The sequence below is a fragment of the Frankia sp. ACN1ag genome (genome assembly GCF_001414035.1).
Lineage (GTDB): Bacteria > Actinomycetota > Actinomycetes > Frankiales > Frankiaceae > Frankia > Frankia torreyi.
This window is the reverse complement of the sequence record NZ_LJPA01000013.1, coordinates 130,587-150,252: the sequence shown is the minus strand read 5'-3', so window position 1 is coordinate 150,252 and position 19,666 is coordinate 130,587. Positions and strand designations below refer to the sequence as shown.

The window sequence follows — 19,666 nt, the reverse complement described above, 5'->3', positions numbered from 1 at the left end:
CCGGACCCCTCGGAGCGAGCCATGACGTCGCCGTCAACCGCCCTGCAGCCCTTCACGATCGACGTTCCCGACGCCGTCCTCGACGATCTGCGCCACCGGCTGCGCCGGACGCGGTGGACCGAGCAGATCCCCGGCACGGGCTGGGACCTGGGCACCGACGTGGACTACCTGCGCGGGCTGTGCGCCTACTGGGCGGACGGGTTCGACTGGCGCGCCGCCGAGGCCCGCCTCAACCGCTGGCCGCACCTGCGCACCGTCATCGACGGCACCACCGTGCACGCCCTGCACGCCCGCTCCCCGCATCCGGACGCGGTGCCACTGCTGCTCACCCACGGCTGGCCCGGGTCGATCGTGGAGTTCGGCGGGGTCATCGACCGCCTCGTCGACCCGCCGTCCTACGGCGGCGACGCCGCCGACGCCTTCCACGTCATCTGCCCGTCGCTGCCCGGCTACGGCTGGTCCGGGCCGACGGTCGAACGCGGCTGGCACGTGCGCCGCATCGCCGACGCCTGGGCGGAGCTGATGACCTGCCTGGGCTACGACCGTTTCGCCGCCCAGGGCGGCGACTGGGGCGGAGCCATCACCGCCCATCTCGGCGCCTACCATCCCGACCGGCTGCTCGGCATCCACCTCAACCTGGTCCCGCCGCCGCCGATGACCCGCGAGGAACGGGCCAACCTCACCCCGGAGGAGATCGCCGACCTCGACTTCGCCCGCCGTTTCGCCCAGTACGAGACCGGCTACCAGGCCATCCAGGGCACCAAGCCGCAGACGCTCGCCCACGCCCTGGCCGACTCCCCGGCGGGGCTCGCGGGCTGGATCGTGGAGAAGTTCCGCACCTGGTCGGACTGCGACGGCGACGTGGAGAAGGCGATCAGCCGTGACGACCTCCTCACCAACATCACCACCTACTGGGTGACGGAGACGATCGGCTCGTCGATCCGGCTGTACTACGAAACGCGTGCCGCGGGCCTGCTCGGCGCGCCCGAACGGCAGGTGAGCACCCCCACCGGCGCGGCGATCTTCCCGAAGGAGATCTACCGGCCGGCGCGCGCCGTCATCGCCCGCCACTACAACCTGCGGCGCTGGACCGTGCAGCCCCACGGCGGCCACTTCGCCGCCCTCGAACAGCCCGAGCTTTTCACCGCCGACGTCACCGCCTTCTTCCGCACCCTGCGCCCCTGACCTGTGCCCCCGGGTGGCCGGCGGACGAAAAGGGGGTGACGGGTCGCGGCGGGGCCGGCAGGCTCACCACATGATCCGCACGCCCGACGGCCCCGCCCCGGCGCCGGCCCCCGGCCCCACCCGGCCCGACCACCCCACCCGGCCCGACCACCCCGCACCGGCCGGTGACCTCGCACCGGCCGAGCACCCCGCGCGGTACGAGCACCCCGCGCTGCCCGGCGAGCTGCGCTGGCGGCGGCCGCGCGGCGCCGACCAGGCGCGGGTGCTCGCCGTGCTGGACGACTGGTGGAGCGGCTTCGGCGGCGAGGCCGGCTCCCGGCAGCGGGCGCTGCTGCTGCCGCGGCTGTTCTTCCAGCACTTCGCCGACACCTCCGTGCTCGGCGAGGCCGCCGACGGCCGGCTGACGGCCTTCCTGATCGCCTTCCGCTCCGCCGCGCAGCCCGACGCCGCCTACATCCACTTCGTCGGCGTCGACCCGGCCCTGCGCCGCCGCGGCGTCGCCGCCGGGCTGTACCGGTGGTTGTTCGCCCAGGCCGCCGCCGACGGCGCCCGGCGCGTCGAGGCGATCACCAGCCCGGGCAACGCCACCTCCGTGGCCTTCCACACCGCNCTCGGCTTCCGCATCATCCCGGGGCAGCGCACGGTCGACGGCGTCGACGTCCAGGTCGACGTCCAGGTCGACTACGACGGGCCGGGACTGCACCGCATCGCCTTCACCCGCCCCCTCACCCACGCCGACACCTCACCGGCGTCCGCGGGATGAACCCGCTGCACACCAGGCGGGCCCTCGAACGGGCCACGGGCGGCTGGGGCCTCGCCCCGCCTCCTTCGAACCGGGCGACCTACCGTGAGGCCGGACCTGGCCGGCGAGGCCTGGTGCCGGCGGCGTTCAGATGCGGGCGGGCGTCGGGCGCATGGTGCGCTCGGCGATCCGCACCAGCATCCGCCGAGGCAGCAGCCGCCCGCCGCGGGCCAGCAGCGCGTTGCGCCGCCCGTCGATCGCGACCGGCCGGCCCCGCTGCAGGGCGCGCAACGCGGCGGCCACCACCTGCTCGGGGGTGCGCACCGCGCCGACGACGCTGTCGCGGGTGCCGAGGACGTCGAAGAACGGCGTCTCGGTGGCACCCGGGCACAGCGCCAGCACCCGCACCCCCGCCGAACGCGTCTCCGCCCACAACGCCTCGCTGAACGACAGCACGAACGCCTTGCTCGCCCCGTAGACGGCCATGTGGGGCAACGGCTGGAACGCCGCGGTGCTCGCCACGTTCACCACCGCCCCCTGCCCACGGGCCACCATCGCGGGCAGGAAACGGGCGGTCAGCGCGACCACCGCGACGCAGTTGAGCCGCACCAGGTCGGCGAGGCGGACCGGGTCGGCCCCGACCAGGTCGCCGTAGGCGCCGAAGCCGGCGTTGTTGACCAGCAGGTCCACCCGGCCCCCGGCGGCCGCGACCCGCTCGGCGACGACGTCGGCGGCGCCCGGGTCGCCCAGGTCGACGGCGACGATCTGGGCGCGCACCCCGTGGCCGCCCACGATCTGGTCGGCCACCGCCTGCAGGCGGTCTGGGTCGCGGGCGACGAGGACGACGTCGGCGCCGCGCGCGGCGAGGGCGCGGGCGAACACCGCGCCGATGCCCGTCGACGCCCCGGTGATCAGCGCGGTCTGTCCCTGCAGGTCCATCAGCGTCTCCATACCATCCGGTCGGTTTGTTGGGGGAGCAGGCGGACACGACGGCGGTGACGCCGACCGCCGCGAGGCGCGCGGGCGGGGCTACCCGCCGGGCCGGGCGGGCACCGCGGCCACGGCCGACGGTGGCGCGATCGCCTCCGTCGCCGTGTCCGCCCCCGAGCCCGTGTCCACCGAGGACGCCCCGACCGCCGGGTCGGTGGCCATGCCCCGACCGCCGCACAGCGCCAGGTCGACGAGGCCGACCAGCACCCCCGCCCGCTCGGCGAAGCGGGCCGAGGCCCGCGGGCCGTCGAGGACGTCGGTGAGCGACTTCAGCCCGTCGAACGCGGCGACGAGCACCGCGGCGAGGGCGTCGGCGTCGAGATGGGCGCGCAGGTCACCCTGAGCCTGGGCCCGGCGTACGACGTCCGCGACAAGCGCCACCCAGGCCACCATCGGCTCACGTACCCGCGCGGCGAGCTCCGGTTCGGCGGCGAGCTCGCGGGCCAGGCGGGTGACGCTCCACACTGCCGGGTCGCGCTCGATCAGCTCGACCATCACCGGGACCATGGCGAGCAGCTCGTCGACCGCCCGCTCCCGGCCCGCCAGCGCCGCGACGACCCGGTCGAGGAAACGGGTCTTCTGCTCGGCGAGCACGGCGAGGGCGAGCTCGGCCTTGGAGCGGAAGTAGAAGTAGAACGCGCCCTTGGTCAGCCCGCTGGCGTCGATGAGCTGCGCCATCGTCGTCGCGGCGTAGCCCTGCCCGGCGAACACCGCCGCCGCGGTGCGCAACAGGTGGGCACGGGTCGCCTCACCCTTGGCCGTCGCCGGGACCATCGCCGCCACCTCGCCCGCCGCCACCTCGCCCATGCGCCCGACACTAAACCGACCAGGCGGTATGTCAACGGGTCCGGCCCGCCCGCTGCCCGGGTAGCTTTACCGCGATGTACGTACCGGCGCCGTTCGCGGCCAACGCCCAGGCCATCGCCGAGATCCTCGCCCACCCCGGCGCGGCCGACCTCGTCACCGTCACCGCCACCGGGCCGACCGCCTCGGTCGTGCCGTTCGTCCTGGATCCCGACCGCGGCCCACGCGGCGCGCTGCTGGGCCACCTCGCCCGCGGCAACGACCAGTGGCGCACCGGCCGCGATGGCCCGGCCCTGGTCATCGTGGGCGGCCCCGACGCCTACATCTCCCCGTCCTGGTACGCGGCCAAGGCCGAACACGGCCGCGTCGTACCCACCTGGGACTACCTCCGGGTCCACGTCCACGGCCGGCTGCGCGTGCACGACGACCCCGCCTGGCTCGCCGACGTGCTGCGCTGCCTCACCGACACCCACGAGGCCGCCCACGCCGAGCCGTGGTCCGTCGACGACGCCCCACCCGACTACCTCGCCACGATGCTGCGCGCGGTCGTCGGCATCGAGGTGCTCATCGAGCGCGTCGAGGCGGCGGTGAAGCTCAGCCAGAACCGTCCGCCCGCCGACGTCGACGGGGTCCTGGCCGGGCTGCGCGCCCGCGGCGAGCACGCCACCGCCGACGCCGTCGCCCACCACCGCCCCCCGATTCCACCGACCGAGGCGACCGAGGCGACCGAGGCGACTCAGCCCACTGCGCCGATTCCGCCGGCCGCCGGCGGGTGACCCCCGCATGGGGGAGACGCGGGCGAGCGGGCCGGAGCCGGTATGCCCGAGCGGCCGGGTCCGGGCCGCGCCCCGCGACGGGGGACAGCCCCAGGGCGACCAAGGATGCCCGCGGGCGCACCGCCACCCGGCCCCCGGGCGCCCACGCCGGCCCTGACCAGGCCCGCCGGCCACGCCCTGCCGGCCGGGCGCCTCGGCCCGAACGGGCCATCGGGGCCCCTTTACACGCCTCACCTTCCGCCTACAAGAGGAGGAATGTCCCGACTGGACAACGCGGGGGCGGTGTGGAGTTCGTCGAACCTCTGTACAGACCCCCCCGTGGGCGCGGTAGCGTGCCCACCGTCACGTCGTCCACCGATCCGGCTACACACCGGTAGGAGGCGTCGCCAGGGACGGGTCGCCGTGTGCCCGGCGTCGAAGCCCAGCTCCGGCACCCCGCAGCGGGCCCGCCGAGAGAAGGCGGGCACGGCGGGCACCAGCCCCACGACCACCCGACGGTAACGCGGCGTGACGGACAGGGGTGGGCTTGCCTGCGGCCTGCGCCGCCGCGGCATCCGGCCGCGCCGGCGCGGTGCGCACGGCCCGCCCGGGCCCCGGCCCGGCCCGGACGTGACGGCGGGCGCGGGACGGGCGGTCCGGCCGGCGGTGTGCGCCGCCGGCCGGGAGGTGGAGGGGATGCAGGGCATGGACGCGGTGGAACTGCCGGGCGCGCAGGTGCCGGACCGCTTCGGCCTGTCCGCCGCCGCCCGCGCCGCGGCGATGATCTCCCGGGAGATCGCCTACGCCGACCCCGACCCGCTGGCGCTCAGCGAGTTCGACGACCGCCTGTACCGCTACGCCACCACCCTGCTCAGCGTGCCCCACACCAGCCTGCTCGGCCCGATCATCGGCGACTGGCGCCGCGTGCAGGCCGCCCTGGCGCGGCGGCTGTCGCCCGCGGTGCACATCGAGCTGACCCGCGTCGCCGGCTACCTGTCGTTCTACCTGGGTGTGCTGTCCGCGGACACCGGCGCGGACACCTCCGCCCGCCGCTTCGCCACCCTCACCGAGCAGTTCGCCGCCCAGCTCGACGACCGGCTGCTCACCGGCACCTCCCGCAGCCTGGACGCCGCGATCGCCTTCGCCGACGGACGCCTCGACGCCGCCCGCGCCGCCGCCGCCCGGGCCGCCGCCGTGGAGCATCCCTACCTGCACGGCTGGGCCGCCGCCGCCGAGGTCACCCTCGCCGCGGCCGCCGGAGACGAACCCGGCGTCGACGCCGCGCTGGCCCGCCTGCGCGACCGCCCGGTCGTGCACGGCCTGCGCCATCCCGGCTGGCCCGCCTTCGACGACGTCCGTGAGGCGTGCGTCGTCGCCGACGCGATGGCCCGGCTGGGTGTGCCCGGAGCCCGATCCGCGGCGTGGCGCGCCGTGGCGATCACCACCCCGGGCACCCTCGAACGCGGCTGGGCGCTGGCGGCGCTGGCCACCACGCTGGTCAACCACGACCCGGCCACCGCCGGCGGTGTCCTCGACGAGATGGTCGCCATCCTCGACACCCGCCCGTCGCGGCTGCTGGCCACCCGGGTGCACGAGGTCCTGCTGCTGATCTCCACGCCCCCGGTCGACCACGCCCCCCGCACCGCCGGCGCCTCCTGACGAAAGCCGCCGGGTCGGCGTAGGGCAGGCGCGGTGCCGGCAGCTGAGCGCCGGTAGTCCGGTACCGGTGGCGCAGTTCGGCGGGATCGGGGTCAGTCCGCGACGTCGGCGAGGGCGACGACCTGGGTGGGGGACAGGCGCACGAGCAGCTCGCCGGGCACGCCGTTGCGCGCGCCGTACTCCTCGGCGCGGTCGGCGCCCATGTAGCGGGCGGCGATGCGCGTGGCCCAGCGGCGCACCTCGGCCACATCTTCGGACAGCGCCACCGGCCCGGCCAGGGTGACGAACGAGTACGGCGGCCGCTCGTCGTCGACGCACAGCGACGCGACCCCGGTGCGCCGCAGCGCCCTGCCCTTCACCGACTCCGCCCCGGTGTTGAACACGACGTCGGCGCCGTCGAGGAGGAACCAGATCGGCACCACGTGCGGCCGGCCGTCGGCGCGGACGGTGGCGAGCTTGCCGGTGCGCGTGCCCGCCGAGACGAACGCCCGCCACTGCGCGTCGGTCATCGTCGCCATGCGAGCACCCTATGCCGCCGAGGCTGCGGTGCTCGGACCGCTCAGGCCCGAGCCGCCGGCGGCCGGACCGCCGCTGGTTCCGGCGCCGCGCCCGCCGGTGGCGCGCAGACGATGGCCACGGCGGACCAGCAGCCGCTCGGCGAGGGCGTCGGCGCGTTCGATGTCGTCCAGGGTGGCCCGGGTCCGCCGCTCGACCTCCAGGATCGCGGCGAGCAGCTCGGCGGACAGCCGGGTGCGTGCGGCGACCCGAGCCACACTCGGTGGCAGCGGCGCCGCCCCACCCCCCGGCCCGGCCGTCCCACACGGGGACCCGGCCGCGCCACCCGCCGCCGGACGGCCGCCGGCGTGGCGGTCACCGGCGGGACCGGCACGACCCGGACCCGCCGTGCCCGGACGGGCGGTGTCCAGCCGCGCCCGGGCGGGCGGGCCGGCCGGCGCAGCGGGGCCCCCGACCTGGACGGGGCGCGCCGTCGAACTCGGGCGGGCGGACTCGGGCTGGCGGGCGGGCGGAGTGGACCGGGCGGTCGGGTGCGGCAGAGCCATGCATCAGTGATACCGCGCCAGATACGCACCGCAACGCCTTGACTTCTCCCCGCCGCGCGGGATCACCCTTTCCCCACAGGACATCCACAGGGTCACACCGAGTTACCCACCGCTCCGTTGACAGGGTTATCCACATCTCGATCATCACGTGATGAACGTCACAGAGCAGACGTGACTCGGTCGGGGATCCGCCGACGCTCGGCGACGTCCACCCGGGACGGCGAGCGGATCGGCGAGGATGCAGCTATGACCCGGTTGCGCCCATGACGGAGACACCCCTGCCCGGTGGGCTCGTCAACCCGGTCGTCCGGATCGGGGACACCGTGCGCCGACCCGCGCCGGACCGCGCCGAGTTCGTCCACCGCCTCCTGGGCCTGCTGGCGGACCGCGGCTTCGAGGGAGCGCCACGGCTGCTCGGCGTCGACGGGCAGGGCCGCGAGATCCTCACCTACCTGCCCGGCCACGTCGCCTGGCAGGCCGACCAGCCGGCCGCCGTCACCGCCGACGGCAGCCTCGCCCGCCTCGCCGAGCTGGTCCGTCAGCTCCACGACCTGACCGCGGGGACGGCACTGGCGCACGGCGGCGAGGTCGTCTGCCACAACGACCTGGCGCCGCGCAACACCGTCTACCGGCCGGTGGCCGGGGCGCTGCGCCCGGTGGCACTGCTGGACTGGGATCTGGCCGCACCCGGCCGGCGCCTCGACGACGTCGCCCACGTCTGCTGGCAGTTCCTCGGACTCGGCCCGTCGGTGACCGACCTGACCGAGGTGACCCGACGGATCGCGGTGATCTGCGACGCCTACGGGCTGCGACACCGCGACCGTCTGATCGAGACGATCCTGTGGTGGCAGGACCGATGCTGGCGCGGCATCGAGGCCGGTGCGCGGGCCGGCCAGCCGGGCGCCCGGCACCTGCGCGAGGCCGGTGCCGTCGAGGAGGTGCGCGCGGCGTACCACTGGGTCGCCGCCCACCGCAGCCCTCTGCAGGAGGGGCTCATCGGGCGCCGCCCCGCCCAGGGATAGCGGCGGCGCGGGCGGCCCCACGCCGGCAGACGTCAGCCGGCTGGGTGCGCGCCGGCCGGGACCGCGTGGCGGGCGAGCATCGCCGTCGGTCATGACGGCCTCGCTGCGCACCTCGGCGGCCGGTCAGGGGCCGAGGGCCGGGGATCGTCGGCCGCGCGGCCTATTCCGGCAGGACGTCGCGGCGCGGCGGGTCGATCCCGACCGCGCGCAGCGCCTCGTCGACGAAGACGCCCTTGGCGTTGGTGTAGGCGTTGCGGTTGTCGCGATGCGCCGCGGCCAGGCGCCGTTTGAGCCGCGCGTACCGCCCGCGCAGATCCGCATCGGCGCGCAGGGCGTCGCGGAAGGCGAGCAGGGCGCGGGCGTGCGGATCGTCATAGGCAATCACGTGCAGATGGTGGGTGCGCGCGGCCGGATGGGGGCGCAGGAACCACAGACGGTAGCCGCCAGCCGGATCCTGCGGCCAGTACAGCCAGCCCTCGGCGGCCAGCGCCGGCACCGCGCCGCGCGCGGTGTCCAGGTCGTGCACCGGGGCGAGGATGTCGACGACGGGCTTGGCGGGCAGGCCCGCCACCGCGGTGGAGCCGATCTGCTCCACCGCGCCGGCCAGCAGATCCCCCAGGATGGCCGCCAGCCGGTCGCGCTGCTCGACGAACCGGCCAGCCCACGCCGGGTCATGGGCGACAAGCTCGCCCGGCTCGTCGCCGACCATGTGCGTGCCCCTCCCACCCGCACGTCATCGTCGCCCGCCCGACGATCTGCCCCGGACAGCCGCGGCGGCGCTCAGCGCCGCCAGGGGGAGCGGGAGGTGCTGCGCGGCAACGGTTCGGTGGCCGCCCAGATCCGCCGCCAGCGCGCCGTCGGGGTGTCCGGGGCGCCGCGCAGCCGCGCGGAGATCGACACCGGGCCGGTCCCGCTGCGCGCCGCGACGCGGGGACGGTGGCGGCCCAGGGTGCGCGCCGCGCCGACAGCGGCCGTCGGCGCGGCCGGGCTGCCGCCCGATCCGTCGTCGTCCCCCTGGTCAAGGCGCGGCCCGCCGAGCACAGGCCCAGCAGCGGGGGACAGGCCGTCAGCGTCGGCATGGTCGGCGGCGGTCGGCTGGCGTGGTGGCACGTCGGACACGTCGGGCCCGGCCGCGGTCGGCGCGCCCGCGGCGACAGGGGAGTCGGTGGCGACAGGGGAGTCGGTGGGCTGCTCGGCGAGCGCGGCACGGGTGGCATCCCACCAGCTGGTGGCGTCCTCGGCGCACAGCCGGTCGACCTCGGCGGCCAGCCGGGCGGTGAACGTCCGCACATCCTCACCGGGCGCCGGGCGCAGCGGCCGACCGAAGCGCACCGTCACCTGCGGGCGGCCCGGCACCGGCCACGACCGGCCCCGCGGCATCGCCGCGAACGCCCCCCGCACCCCCACCGGCACCACCGGCACCCCGGCGTTGATCGCCAGATACGCCGCCCCCAGCCGGAACCGGCCCCGCGCCCCGTCCCGCGACCGCGTCCCCTCCGGGAAGATCACCAGGTTCCAGCCGTCGCGCAGCAGATCCATCGGCGTCGACGACGGCGCCCCGCCGCTACGGTCGATCGGCACCGTCGCGAACGCCAACGCGCTGCCCGCCCCCCGCCACACACTGTCGAAGAAGTAGTCCGCCGCCGCCGTCACCGCGGTCCGCGAACGCACCCGCCCGGGCAGCGCGCACAGCAGCATGGGGGCGTCGAGATGGCTGGTGTGATTCGACACGATGATCACCGGGGTGTCGCGGACGGCGTCGAACACCTCCGCGCCATGCGTATCCGCGGTCAGCGAGGCATGCAGCAGCGGGTTCATCACCCCGCGCAGGAACACCGCCCGGGTCGTGCGCGCCGCCCCGCCGCGCGCCCACCCGGTGGGAAACTCCCGCGACGCCGGCCGCGCCGCACCGCCCGCGTCGCCGACCGGCGCCCACTGCGGGCCACCCCGACGAAAACCCCGTGCGGCCTCGCGCAGCCCCACACCCCGTCGCGGCCTACCCATCCCGATCACCCATCCGTCCCGAACACCTTCGTCCTACCGGTCCGATCCGCCGCACCCAGCCGCGCCCAGCAACCCGCCCGTCACGGCGCGACCCCAGCACCCCTCACCGCACCTCGGTGATCAGCTGCGGCGGGCTGTGCAGGTAGGTGATCGACGGGTCACGGCCCACCGACCCCGCCACGATCTCCAACGCGTCCGCCAGCGTCGACGCCGCCCGGTAACCCAGCCGCGCGCACACCGCCCGATCCCCGCCGACGAAGACCACCTCGGCCAGATGCGCCCGCGCCGGCGCCGTCTCATACCAGCGGTGGAACGGATGCACCCCGTGATGCGCCAGCGACGTCCGGTACAGCGACGCATACCAGGGGTCGGTGGCGTACTGCCGTTCGAACTTCGCCTCGATCGTCGCCGGATCACTCGACTCGGCAAGCACCTCCTCGTAGAAGTCCACATACGACGGCTGATGCAACTGGGAGAACCGGGCCGCCACCGGATGGTAGACGATCATCGCCCCGTTCTCGCGGACGACGGGCCGCCCCCGGTGGCGGGCGAAGACGTCGGCGAGCGCACCGTGCGCGGCGAGCACCGGATCCGCCGGCGCCCCACCCTGATACGCCCCGAACGGGGGCAGCCCCACGACGACGACGTCACTCTGCCCGTCGACGTCGACCCGCTGCTGGGCGTCGACCGCCTGCCACGCCGCCACCGCCACCGCCTGCGGCTCCCCGGCCGTCACCGAGGTGATCGCATAGTCGGCGGCCAGATCGCGCAGCACCCGCGCCCGCCCCCGCCCCCCGAGCAGCTCCAGGCCCCGGCCCACCCCGAACGCCAACGCCGAATCAGCCGGCGACCACTCCCACTCCCGGCGGGTCAGAAACGGCCCCGGCCCGACGGCCGCGTTCACCGTCGCCGCCACCGCGAACACCGGCACCGCCGCACCCAGCACCGCCCCCACCCGGCCCGCCGCCGCACCCTGCACCACCCGGCCGTCCACCGTCCCGCCGCCGCCCGCACCCGCCGCGGCGGCCTGCGTCACCGCGGCCACCCCGTGCACCGCGCGCAACGACGCATACGACGACAACCCCTCGACCAGCGCACCCAGCCCACCCTGCCCAGGACCCTGCACGATCCCCACAGCGACGAGCAGATCGGCCTCGGCCACCGCCCGGGCGATCTGGACCGGTTCGCCGGCGTCGCTGCGGCCGACCTCGACGAGGTTCGCCGCGTCCTCGGCGTCATGGCAGGCCAACTGCGTCGGCCAGAACGAGCGGAACACCCGCTCCCCGACGATCCCCGCCACCTCCGCGGCACTCAGCCGCCGGTGCAGCCCGTTGGCCACCACCAGCGTCACCTCGTCGACGCCGGCCGCCGCCGCCGCGCTCAGCACCTGCTCCAGGATCCGCCCGCGCGCGTCGACACCCCGCACCCGCGGCTGCGGGGTACGCAGATCATCCACGCTGATCGCCAGACGCATCCCCGGACGCAGCAGCGCCGACAGCGGCGCACTGCCCACCGGCTCGGCCAACGCCGCGCCGATCGCCGCGTCGACGTCACCGACCCCCGGCCGCGGCTGCGGCGGATACACCACCCGCGTACCCAGCGGGAACCGTTCCAGCAGCACCCCGGCGCCGGAATGGACCAGCAGCGGGGGAGTCCGCTCGTCGACCTCGAGCACGAACCCCGGTCTCACTGTCGCGATCCTCTCCACGTCCGCCCCGATGAGCCACACCCTGCGTGCGCCCAGTCCACCCCCGCCATCCCAGCCCGGGTCCGCCCAGCCCGGGTCCGCCCGACCCGGGTCACGACGGCGCCGCCGGATCGAACGCCACCCGCACCGCGCCGAGCCGCCCCGCGTCCCACGCATGGGCCAGCGCGTCCCGCCAGCGAGTCAGCGGATAGCCGCCGGTGACCAGCCCATCCAGCGGCGCGGTCGCGGCCAGCTCCCACGCCCGCGCCAGCACGTCNGCCGCACCCGGATCGGCGCTGGTCCGCGCCGCCCCGACCAGCTCCAGCCCCCGCGCCCACAGCGGCGTCAGATCCACCCGATCCGACGGGATACCGGCCACCACCACCCGGCCGCCCGCCCGCGTCGTGCGCAGCGCCGTCGCCAGCGCCTCACCGCTACCCGCCGCGTCCACCGCCACATCCACCCCGCCAAGCAGAAACGACCCGCCCGACGGCGGGGTCACCCGCAGCGCCCGCGTGCCGCGGCGCACCCCGGCAACCGCCCCGGCCGGGTCGAACACCGCGTCCGCGCCGAACCGGCCGGCCACCTGCGCCTGGCGCGGATGACGCGCCACGACCGCCACCGACCCGGCGTCGGTGAACGCCCGCAACGCCAGCACCGTGCACAGCCCGACCGCCCCCGCACCGACGACCAGCACCCGCGCCCCGGACACCACCCGGGCCCGGTCGACCGTGTGCACGGCGCGGGCCAGCGCATCGACCAGCACCGCCCGCTCGTCGGGCAGGCCGTCGGGCACCGCCTGAAGCTGACCGCGATGGGCGAGCATGACCCGGCTCCACCCACCGCCACCGACCCCGACCTCACCCGCCCGCGGCGCCGGGGGCGCCACCGGGTCGACGACGACCCGGGCACCCGCGGCCAGCACCCGGCCGTCGGGAAGGGTCACCTGCTGCTCCACCCGGCCGACGACCTCCCGTCCCGGCACGAACGGCAACCCGACCACCGCCGTCAGATACGCCGACGCCCGCCCGGTCACCAGCGCCAGCTCCGCCCCGCCGATCCCCGCCAGCGACGGACGCACCCGCACCCAGCGTTCATCCGGCGGCCGCGGATCATCACGATCCACATACCGCAACGGCACCGCCCGACCCAGCCCGGCGAACGCCCCGCCGGGCGCCTGGGCGACCAGCCGGGCGGCGACATGGCGCGCCGGGGACTCATACAGCTCCAACCCGCGAGTCACCCCCCACCCCCCACCCCACCGGCACCACCCACACCGCCCACCCCACCGGCACCACTGCCAGCACCAGCACCACTGCCAGCACCGACGGCGGCACGGGCCCGCGCCGCCGCGGCCTGCCAGCCCCGCTCCACCCGACTGCCCACCACCAGCCGCGGTTCCCCCGCCGCCGCCGCCCACTCCTCGATCGGCCAGCCCGCACCCCGCGCCACCTGGTGCAACGCCACATCCGGGTTCACCGCCACCGGATTACCCACCGCCCGCAGCAACGGCAGATCCGACTGGCTGTCCGCATACGCCCACGACGCCACCAGATCCGCACCCGTGCTGCGCGCATGATGACCCAGATACGCCGCCCGCGCATCCCCGACCAGCGGCGAGGACGCCAACCGGCCGGTGAGCAGCCCATCGGCGCCCACCTCCAGCCGAGCGGCGACGATCTCGTCGAACAGCGGCGCGAACGGCCGGGTCAGCACCTCCACCGCCCCGGTCAGCAGCACCGTGCGATGCCCCGCCGCCCGATGCTCCCGCACGCGGCGGATCCCCGCCGGCTTCACCCGCCGCAGCAGAATGTCCCCGGCCACCTCGGCAACCAGACGCTCCAGCTCCTCGGGATCCACCCCCGCATAACGGGCGTACACCGCGCGCATCAGATGCCCCCGGTCACGCCGCTCCGCGCGCACATACCCGGGCAGCGCCGCCGCCAGCCCCGCCAGCTCCCGCGCACGCCGACGCGGCCCCGCGTCGGCCAGCCGCATCCACAGATACGACTCGATCACCGTCGCGCTCGCCACCGCACCGTCGAGATCGAACACCGCCAGCACCCCGTCGCCGGCGGCCAGATGCCCCGACAACCGCCGGCGCGGCGCGGCCTCACGCGGACGGCGCAGCACCGCCGTCACCGCCGGGCAGTGCACCTGCTGCAGGTAGTGCCGCCAGTCGAAGCACGCCGGATCGAACCCGAACTCCACCTGGTCAGCCGGATCCAACGCCTCGTGCAACGCCGCCGTCGCATCGTCGACGTAGACCAGCTCCGCCTTCGTGTACGCCCGGTACACATCCGAATAGCGACGCAGGAACGCCACCCGGCTCTGCGCCCGCTCCAGCTCCCCGGCCAACGCCCGCGTCCGCGCCGACGCCGGGACCTGCGCCAACGCCCGCCCGGCCAGCCCCACCAGCCGCTCGGAATGCCGCAGCCGCGCCTCCACCGCCGCCGCCCCCGCAAACGGCCACGACGGCACCGCGATCGCCCCCCGGCCCCGCTGCGGCAGCGGATCGGCCAGGAAGTACTCGCGCACATGGGCATACAGATCCCGGAACAGCAGCGGGTTACGGAACCCCGAACACACCGTGTAGTAGGCCGGACGGTCCACCGGCGGCACCGTCGCCGCCGCGGCCAACGTCGCGTTGACGACCAGATCCACCGGGATGATGTCGACGACCGCGTCCGGGGAGGCCGGGAAGTCCGGCAGCTCCCCACGGCCATAGGCCAGGATCAGCGGCTCGGCCATCTTGAACCCCTCGATCCACCCAGGGAACGGCCGCGCCAACGCACTTTCGATGATCGACGGCCGCAGGATCGTCAACGGCAGATCGCCGTGCGCCTCCTCGAGGAACCGTTCCCCCAACGCCTTGGTGAACGTGTACGCATCGGTCCAACCCAGCACCTGCGCACGCTGCCCGCCGGCCTCGACCAGCCGGCGCGCCACCCACGCCCGCCGCAGCTTCTCCGCCTCCGCCGACACCGTCTGCGCCCCGGCTGCGGCGAACCGCCGCTGCGCCTGCGTCCGAAACCGCGCCGAGTTCTCCGGCGACCGTGAGGCGTCCTCGGTCTGCTGACGCACCCGGGAAGCCGAGTCCTGCTCGACCCGCCAGTCCACATCGTGGGCCAGCGACCCCTCGGCGATGTGCCCCGAACGCAGCCCCGCCACATACGCCGTCGACACGTGCACCAGATGCGGACGTGCCCCCGCGGCCGCCAGCGCCCGCAGCAGCTCCTGCAGCCCACCGACGTTGATCCGGAACCCGTCGTCGATCGGCGGGTCGAACGACACCTCCCCGGCGCAGTGGATGACGACGTCGATGTCGCCGGGCAACGCCGGCAGCCGCGACAGGTCACCCTCGACGACCTCGACGCGGCGCGCCACCAGCTCGGCAAGCCCCGCCGACCCGAGCCGGTCGCGCAACTGGCGAAACGCCGGCTTGCGCAGCATCCGCGCCAGCCGCGCCGCCCCCGTGTGACTGCCCCGCGGCCGCACCAGCGCCACCACCGAGGTGTCGGGGAAATCCGACAGCAACCGTTCCAGCAGAGCCTCGCCCATGAATCCGGTCACCCCGGTCACGAACACACGCCTGCCCGCGAGCCGCTCGCGCAGCCCCACCCTGACCTCCGCTGCCGTCACCGCCGACACCCTCATTCGGGCACCCGCACCCGCCGTAAATCCGGATGGGCGGGTGCACATCCGGAGGGCAACCCTAGGCGACGCCTCGCCCCCGCGGCGCCAACCTGCTCATCACGGGTGCGTGCCCAGGCCGCGGTACGCAGGGAAACCTACCGTCCGCCCCCCTGCGCGGTGACGGGCAGCCCCACGATCCGGCCAGCCACGTGGACAACCACCCCACCCATCTGCTTCCCCAGCGCGGGGCCACGACCGGGCCACCCCGTGGTGGGGCGCTGCCGCGGACCCCCGAACGGGGGCAGTCCAAACCCTCCCCCGGGGGAGGGCGACCCGAGGGAGGGCGACGCCCTACCCCGGCCGCGGGGTTGGGCCGCTCAGCCGGCACCGACCGCGTCCAGGGCGGACATCAGCCGCGTGCACGGCCCCGCCAGCCCCCACCGTTCGCTCAGCGCCAGCACCGCCTGCGGGTCGGCCGGGCTGACCGGCAGCCGCCCGTCGACGTCACCGACGTCGCAGTCACGCACCACCGCGACCACCCCCACCGCGGCGTCGAGGTAGTCACGGGCGGCCAGCAGCCGCCGCCGCGCCGCCACCGGCATCCCCTCCGCCCGCGCGCCACCCCGCGCGCCCGCGGCCACCGAAGCCGGGGGAGCCGGGGGAGCCGGGGGAGTGTCGAGCGCGGCGAGGATCGCCGCCAGCGACCCGAACCGGTTCAGCAGCATCGCCGCGGTCTTCGCGCCGATGCCGCCGACCCCGGGCAGCCCGTCGCTGGGATCGCCGCGCAGCACCGCGAAATCGGCGTAGGCCCGCCCCGGGATGCCGTAGCGGGCGGTGACGGACGCCTCGTCGACCACGGCGAACTTCTCCACCGCGTAGCGCACCCGCACCCCGGCATGATCGTCGACGAGCTGGAACAGATCCCGGTCCCCGGTGAGGATGTCCACCCCGCCGCCACGGTGGCGGGTCGCGAGGGTGGCGATGACGTCGTCGGCCTCGAACCCCACCGCGGCCGCCCGGGCGATCCCGAACGCGTCCAGCACCGCATCGATGATCGGAAGCTGAACGGTCAGCTCATCGGCGACCTCCTCGACGTCCCCGCCCACCACCGCATCCCCGCCCACCACCGAGACGCCGGCCCGGTCGGCGGGCACGGCCACCCGGTGCGCCTTGTACGACGACAGCAACGCCACCCGGAACGCCGGACGCCAGTCGGCGTCGAAACAGGCCACCAGCCCCCGCGGGCGGATCTCGACGATCTGACGTGCCAGCACGTCAAGCAGACCCCGCACCGCGTTGACCGGCGTCCCATCCGGCGCCCGCACCGCACGCGGCACCCCGTAGAACGCCCGGAAGTACAGCGACGGAGCATCGGCGAGCAACAACCCGCCGCCCCGCTCACGCGCCGGGCCGCTCACCACCGGATCCACCGCCGGACCTCGCGCCATCACCGATCCGCCCCCTACCCGTCCGTCCCCCCGCCCTACACCACCCACGCCCCGGACCGTCCACACACCCGGACCGTCCACACACCCGGACCGTCCACACACCACCCACGCCCCGGGACCGCCCGCCCCGCCCGACGCCCTTATCACCGCCATCACGACGGCAGCGCCGCGCGACCGCGCCCCACCCACACCTGATCCCGACCGTACCGGCTGTCCCACCGGGACCAGGCAACGGACCAGAAACAGCTCCCTCGCCCCGCGCCGACCTGCGTACGCTCCGGATCGTGCTGGAAGATCTCGACCGTCGAATCGTGCAGATGCTGTGCCGAGATGGGCGCATGAGCTTCACCGACCTCGGCCGGGCCACCGGCCTGTCGGTCTCCGCCGTCCATCAGCGCGTACGACGTCTGGAACAACGTGGAGTGATCACGTCCTACACGGCGCTGGTCGACCCCTCCCAGGTGGGTCTGCCCCTGACCGCCTTCGTCTCGATCACCCCGATCGACCCGAGCCAACCCGACGACGCCGCCGACCGGCTCGCCCACATCGTCGAGATCGAGGCCTGTCACAGCGTCGCCGGGGAGGAAAGCTACCTGCTCAAGGTGCGCGTCGCCAGCCCCGGCGACCTGGAGATCCTGCTCCAGCGCATCCGCGCCGCGGCGAACGTGTCCACCCGCACCATGGTCGTGCTCTCCACCCCCTACGAGGGCCGCCCCCCCGCCCTGTGACCCGACGCCCTCCGGGTAAGCCGGGAAACAGGTCGGGAGCGCCACTCGGCCAGTGAGCGCCGCGCCGCGGGCCGCGTCGAACAGGTGCCGCCGCCCCGGGCCGAACCACCGCTCGACTCGCGACCCGCGCCGCCCGGCACGCCACGACCTGCTCCCCGACGCCGGGCACGAGGGCGGCACCGGCCTCGCGCAGCACCCGGGCAAGATCGGCGGCCCGCCCCGGCTCGACGGGCACCACGGCGTAGACATACCCGGCGACCAGCCGACCCGACGGGCAGGCAGACTCACCAGCGTGACCGACCCCCACACCCCCCGCCGCACCGTGCTCTACCGGGGCGGCCACATCCACACCCCGACCAGCCCCACCGCCACCGCCATGCTCACCGACCACGCCACCATCGCCTGGATCGGCTCCGACGACACCGCCGCCACCCTCGACGCCGACACCGTCATCGACCTCGACGGCGCACTGATCACCCCCGCCTTCGTCGACGCCCACATTCACACCACCGCCACCGGCCTCGCCCTGACCGGCCTCGACCTCACCGCCACCCCCACCCGCACCGCCGCCCTCGACGCCCTGGCCACCCACGCCCGCCGCCACCGGCACACCACCGTCTTCGGCACTGGCTGGGACGAGACCGCCTGGGCCGACCCCACACCCCCCACCGCCGGCGAACTCGACCGCGCCACCGGCGGCGCCCCCGTCTACCTCGCCCGCGTCGACGGGCACACCGCCGTGATCTCCACCGCCCTGGCCACCGCCGCCGACGCCGCCACCCACCCCGGCTGGCACCCCGACGGCCTCGTCACCGGCACCGCCCACCACGCCGCCCGCCGCACCGCCGACACCACCCTGACCCCCAGCCAGCGCCGCCACGCCTGGCAGACCACCCGCACCCACGCCGCCGCCCTCGGCATCGCCGCCCTGCACGAGATGGCCGGACCCGACGTCTCCTCCGCCGACGACCTCGCCGGCCTGCTCGCCCACGCCCGCACCGTCACCGGACCCGACATCGTCGGCTACTGGGCCGGCGACCTGCCCACCGCCGTCGAACTCGGCGCCGCCTGGGGCGGCGACGCCTTCGTCGACGGTTCCCTGGGCTCCCACACCGCCGCCCTGCACACCCCCTACGCCGACCGCCCCCACACCCACGGCACCCTGCACCTCGACGCCGACGCCATCCGCGACGCCGTCCTCGACGCCACCGACGCCGGCCTGCAGACCGGCTTCCACGCCATCGGCGACGCCGCCATCACCACCGTGCTCACCGGCCTGGAGGCCGCCGCCACCACAATCGGACTCGCCCGCATCGCCGCCGGCCGCCACCGCCTCGAACACGCCGAGATGACCACCACCGACCACCTCCCACGCCTGGCCGCCCTCGGCATCATCGTCAGCGCCCAACCCGCCTTCGACGCCCGCTGGGGCGGCGAGGACGGCATGTACGCCACCCGCCTCGGCCCCACCCGCGCCGGCGCCATGAACCCCTACGCCGCCATGACCCGCGCCGGCATCACGCTGGCCTTCTCCTCCGACGCCCCCGTCACCCCCCTGGACCCCTGGGGCGCCATCCGCGCCGCCGCACACCACCACACCCCCGCCGCCCGCATCTCCGCCCGCGCCGCCTTCACCGCCGCCAGCCGCGGCGGCTGGCGCGCCGCCCGCGCCGACACCGACGGCCACGGCATCCTCGCCCCCGGCCACCCCGCCACCTACGCCGTCTGGGACCACCACGGCGACCTCGTCGTCCAGGCCCCCGACACCCGCATCGCCGCCTGGTCCACCGACCCCCGCGGCGCCGTCGCCGGCCTGCCCGACCTCACCGGCCCCACCCCCCGCTGCCGGCGCACCGTGCTGCGCGGCCGCATCCTGCACGACACCCCACACTGAACTCCACGCTCACCCCCACCCCGAAACCAATCCCATATTCGCACAGATGTT

General features: G+C 75.6%; 16 protein-coding genes and 2 pseudogenes. 7 read left to right on the top strand and 11 right to left on the bottom strand.

Annotated features, from left to right (window positions below; genetic code table 11):
• Positions 1-21 precede the first annotated feature (21 nt).
• Together UK82_RS14040 and UK82_RS14035 are read left to right on the top strand one after the other, a co-directional pair.
• The gene (locus UK82_RS14040; protein ID WP_055407574.1) at positions 22-1,185 is read left to right on the top strand and encodes an epoxide hydrolase family protein; all 1,164 of its coding nucleotides are present in this window, start codon (positions 22-24) and stop codon (positions 1,183-1,185) included.
• A gap of 70 nt (positions 1,186-1,255) precedes the next feature.
• Positions 1,256-1,794: pseudogene (locus tag UK82_RS14035) on the top strand (GNAT family N-acetyltransferase); the annotation flags it as partial.
• Between the two features lie 280 nt (positions 1,795-2,074).
• On the opposite strand, the gene UK82_RS14030 reads toward UK82_RS14035, so the two are convergent.
• Both UK82_RS14030 and UK82_RS14025 read right to left on the bottom strand, forming a co-directional pair.
• Positions 2,075-2,866, bottom strand: coding sequence for an SDR family oxidoreductase (locus UK82_RS14030; RefSeq protein WP_055407649.1), 792 nt, complete (start codon positions 2,864-2,866; stop codon positions 2,075-2,077).
• A gap of 90 nt (positions 2,867-2,956) precedes the next feature.
• On the bottom strand, positions 2,957-3,724 hold the full coding sequence (locus tag UK82_RS14025; RefSeq protein WP_236705911.1) for a TetR/AcrR family transcriptional regulator: 768 nt from the start codon (positions 3,722-3,724) through the stop codon (positions 2,957-2,959).
• A gap of 74 nt (positions 3,725-3,798) precedes the next feature.
• Between UK82_RS14025 and UK82_RS14020 the strand changes: the two genes are divergently transcribed.
• Together UK82_RS14020 and UK82_RS14015 are read left to right on the top strand one after the other, a co-directional pair.
• Positions 3,799-4,497 (top strand): FMN-binding negative transcriptional regulator, encoded by a 699-nt coding sequence (locus tag UK82_RS14020; protein WP_236705910.1) that lies wholly within the window; start codon positions 3,799-3,801, stop codon positions 4,495-4,497.
• A gap of 684 nt (positions 4,498-5,181) precedes the next feature.
• Positions 5,182-6,135, top strand: coding sequence for a hypothetical protein (locus tag UK82_RS14015; protein WP_044883283.1), 954 nt, complete (start codon positions 5,182-5,184; stop codon positions 6,133-6,135).
• A gap of 92 nt (positions 6,136-6,227) precedes the next feature.
• Here the strand turns inward: UK82_RS14015 and UK82_RS14010 are convergent, their stop codons facing one another.
• On the bottom strand, positions 6,228-6,653 hold the full coding sequence (locus UK82_RS14010) for a PPOX class F420-dependent oxidoreductase (RefSeq protein WP_044883134.1): 426 nt from the start codon (positions 6,651-6,653) through the stop codon (positions 6,228-6,230).
• Positions 6,654-6,662: 9 nt separating this feature from the next.
• Positions 6,663-7,196: a hypothetical protein gene (locus UK82_RS42725; protein ID WP_052680893.1), complete on the bottom strand. Its 534-nt coding sequence runs from the start codon at positions 7,194-7,196 to the stop codon at positions 6,663-6,665.
• 263 nt (positions 7,197-7,459) lie between these two features.
• On the opposite strand from UK82_RS42725, the gene UK82_RS14000 reads away from it, so the two are divergent.
• Positions 7,460-8,218: a phosphotransferase gene (locus UK82_RS14000; protein WP_044883133.1), complete on the top strand. Its 759-nt coding sequence runs from the start codon at positions 7,460-7,462 to the stop codon at positions 8,216-8,218.
• A gap of 160 nt (positions 8,219-8,378) precedes the next feature.
• Here UK82_RS14000 and UK82_RS13995 read toward each other — a convergent pair whose 3' ends face one another.
• The 7 genes and pseudogenes from UK82_RS13995 to UK82_RS13970 form a co-directional block, all read right to left on the bottom strand.
• Positions 8,379-8,927: a GrpB family protein gene (locus tag UK82_RS13995; RefSeq protein WP_055407572.1), complete on the bottom strand. Its 549-nt coding sequence runs from the start codon at positions 8,925-8,927 to the stop codon at positions 8,379-8,381.
• 71 nt (positions 8,928-8,998) lie between these two features.
• On the bottom strand, positions 8,999-10,222 hold the full coding sequence (locus tag UK82_RS13990) for a lysophospholipid acyltransferase family protein (RefSeq protein ID WP_055407570.1): 1,224 nt from the start codon (positions 10,220-10,222) through the stop codon (positions 8,999-9,001).
• 103 nt (positions 10,223-10,325) lie between these two features.
• Complete coding sequence (locus UK82_RS13985) at positions 10,326-11,912, bottom strand: lactate racemase domain-containing protein (protein ID WP_236705909.1); 1,587 nt, start codon at positions 11,910-11,912, stop codon at positions 10,326-10,328.
• 109 nt (positions 11,913-12,021) lie between these two features.
• Positions 12,022-12,186 (bottom strand): annotated as a pseudogene (locus UK82_RS37685) (zinc-binding alcohol dehydrogenase); the annotation flags it as partial.
• Position 12,187: 1 nt separating this feature from the next.
• A partial coding sequence (locus tag UK82_RS13980; protein ID WP_236705908.1) for a medium chain dehydrogenase/reductase family protein occupies positions 12,188-13,152 on the bottom strand: 965 nt, incomplete at its 3' end.
• On the bottom strand, positions 13,149-15,530 hold the full coding sequence (locus UK82_RS13975) for an SDR family oxidoreductase (RefSeq protein WP_055407647.1): 2,382 nt from the start codon (positions 15,528-15,530) through the stop codon (positions 13,149-13,151). The genes UK82_RS13975 and UK82_RS13980, both read right to left, overlap by 4 nt.
• Positions 15,531-15,922: 392 nt before the next feature.
• Complete coding sequence (locus UK82_RS13970; protein WP_044883128.1) at positions 15,923-16,993, bottom strand: 5'-3' exonuclease; 1,071 nt, start codon at positions 16,991-16,993, stop codon at positions 15,923-15,925.
• Between the two features lie 287 nt (positions 16,994-17,280).
• Between UK82_RS13970 and UK82_RS13965 the strand changes: the two genes are divergently transcribed.
• Positions 17,281-17,721, top strand: a complete 441-nt coding sequence (locus tag UK82_RS13965) for an Lrp/AsnC family transcriptional regulator (RefSeq protein ID WP_063870315.1) — start codon at positions 17,281-17,283, stop codon at positions 17,719-17,721.
• Positions 17,722-18,013: 292 nt separating this feature from the next.
• Positions 18,014-19,615, top strand: a complete 1,602-nt coding sequence (locus UK82_RS13960) for an amidohydrolase (RefSeq protein ID WP_055407645.1) — start codon at positions 18,014-18,016, stop codon at positions 19,613-19,615.
• Positions 19,616-19,666: the final 51 nt, after the last annotated feature.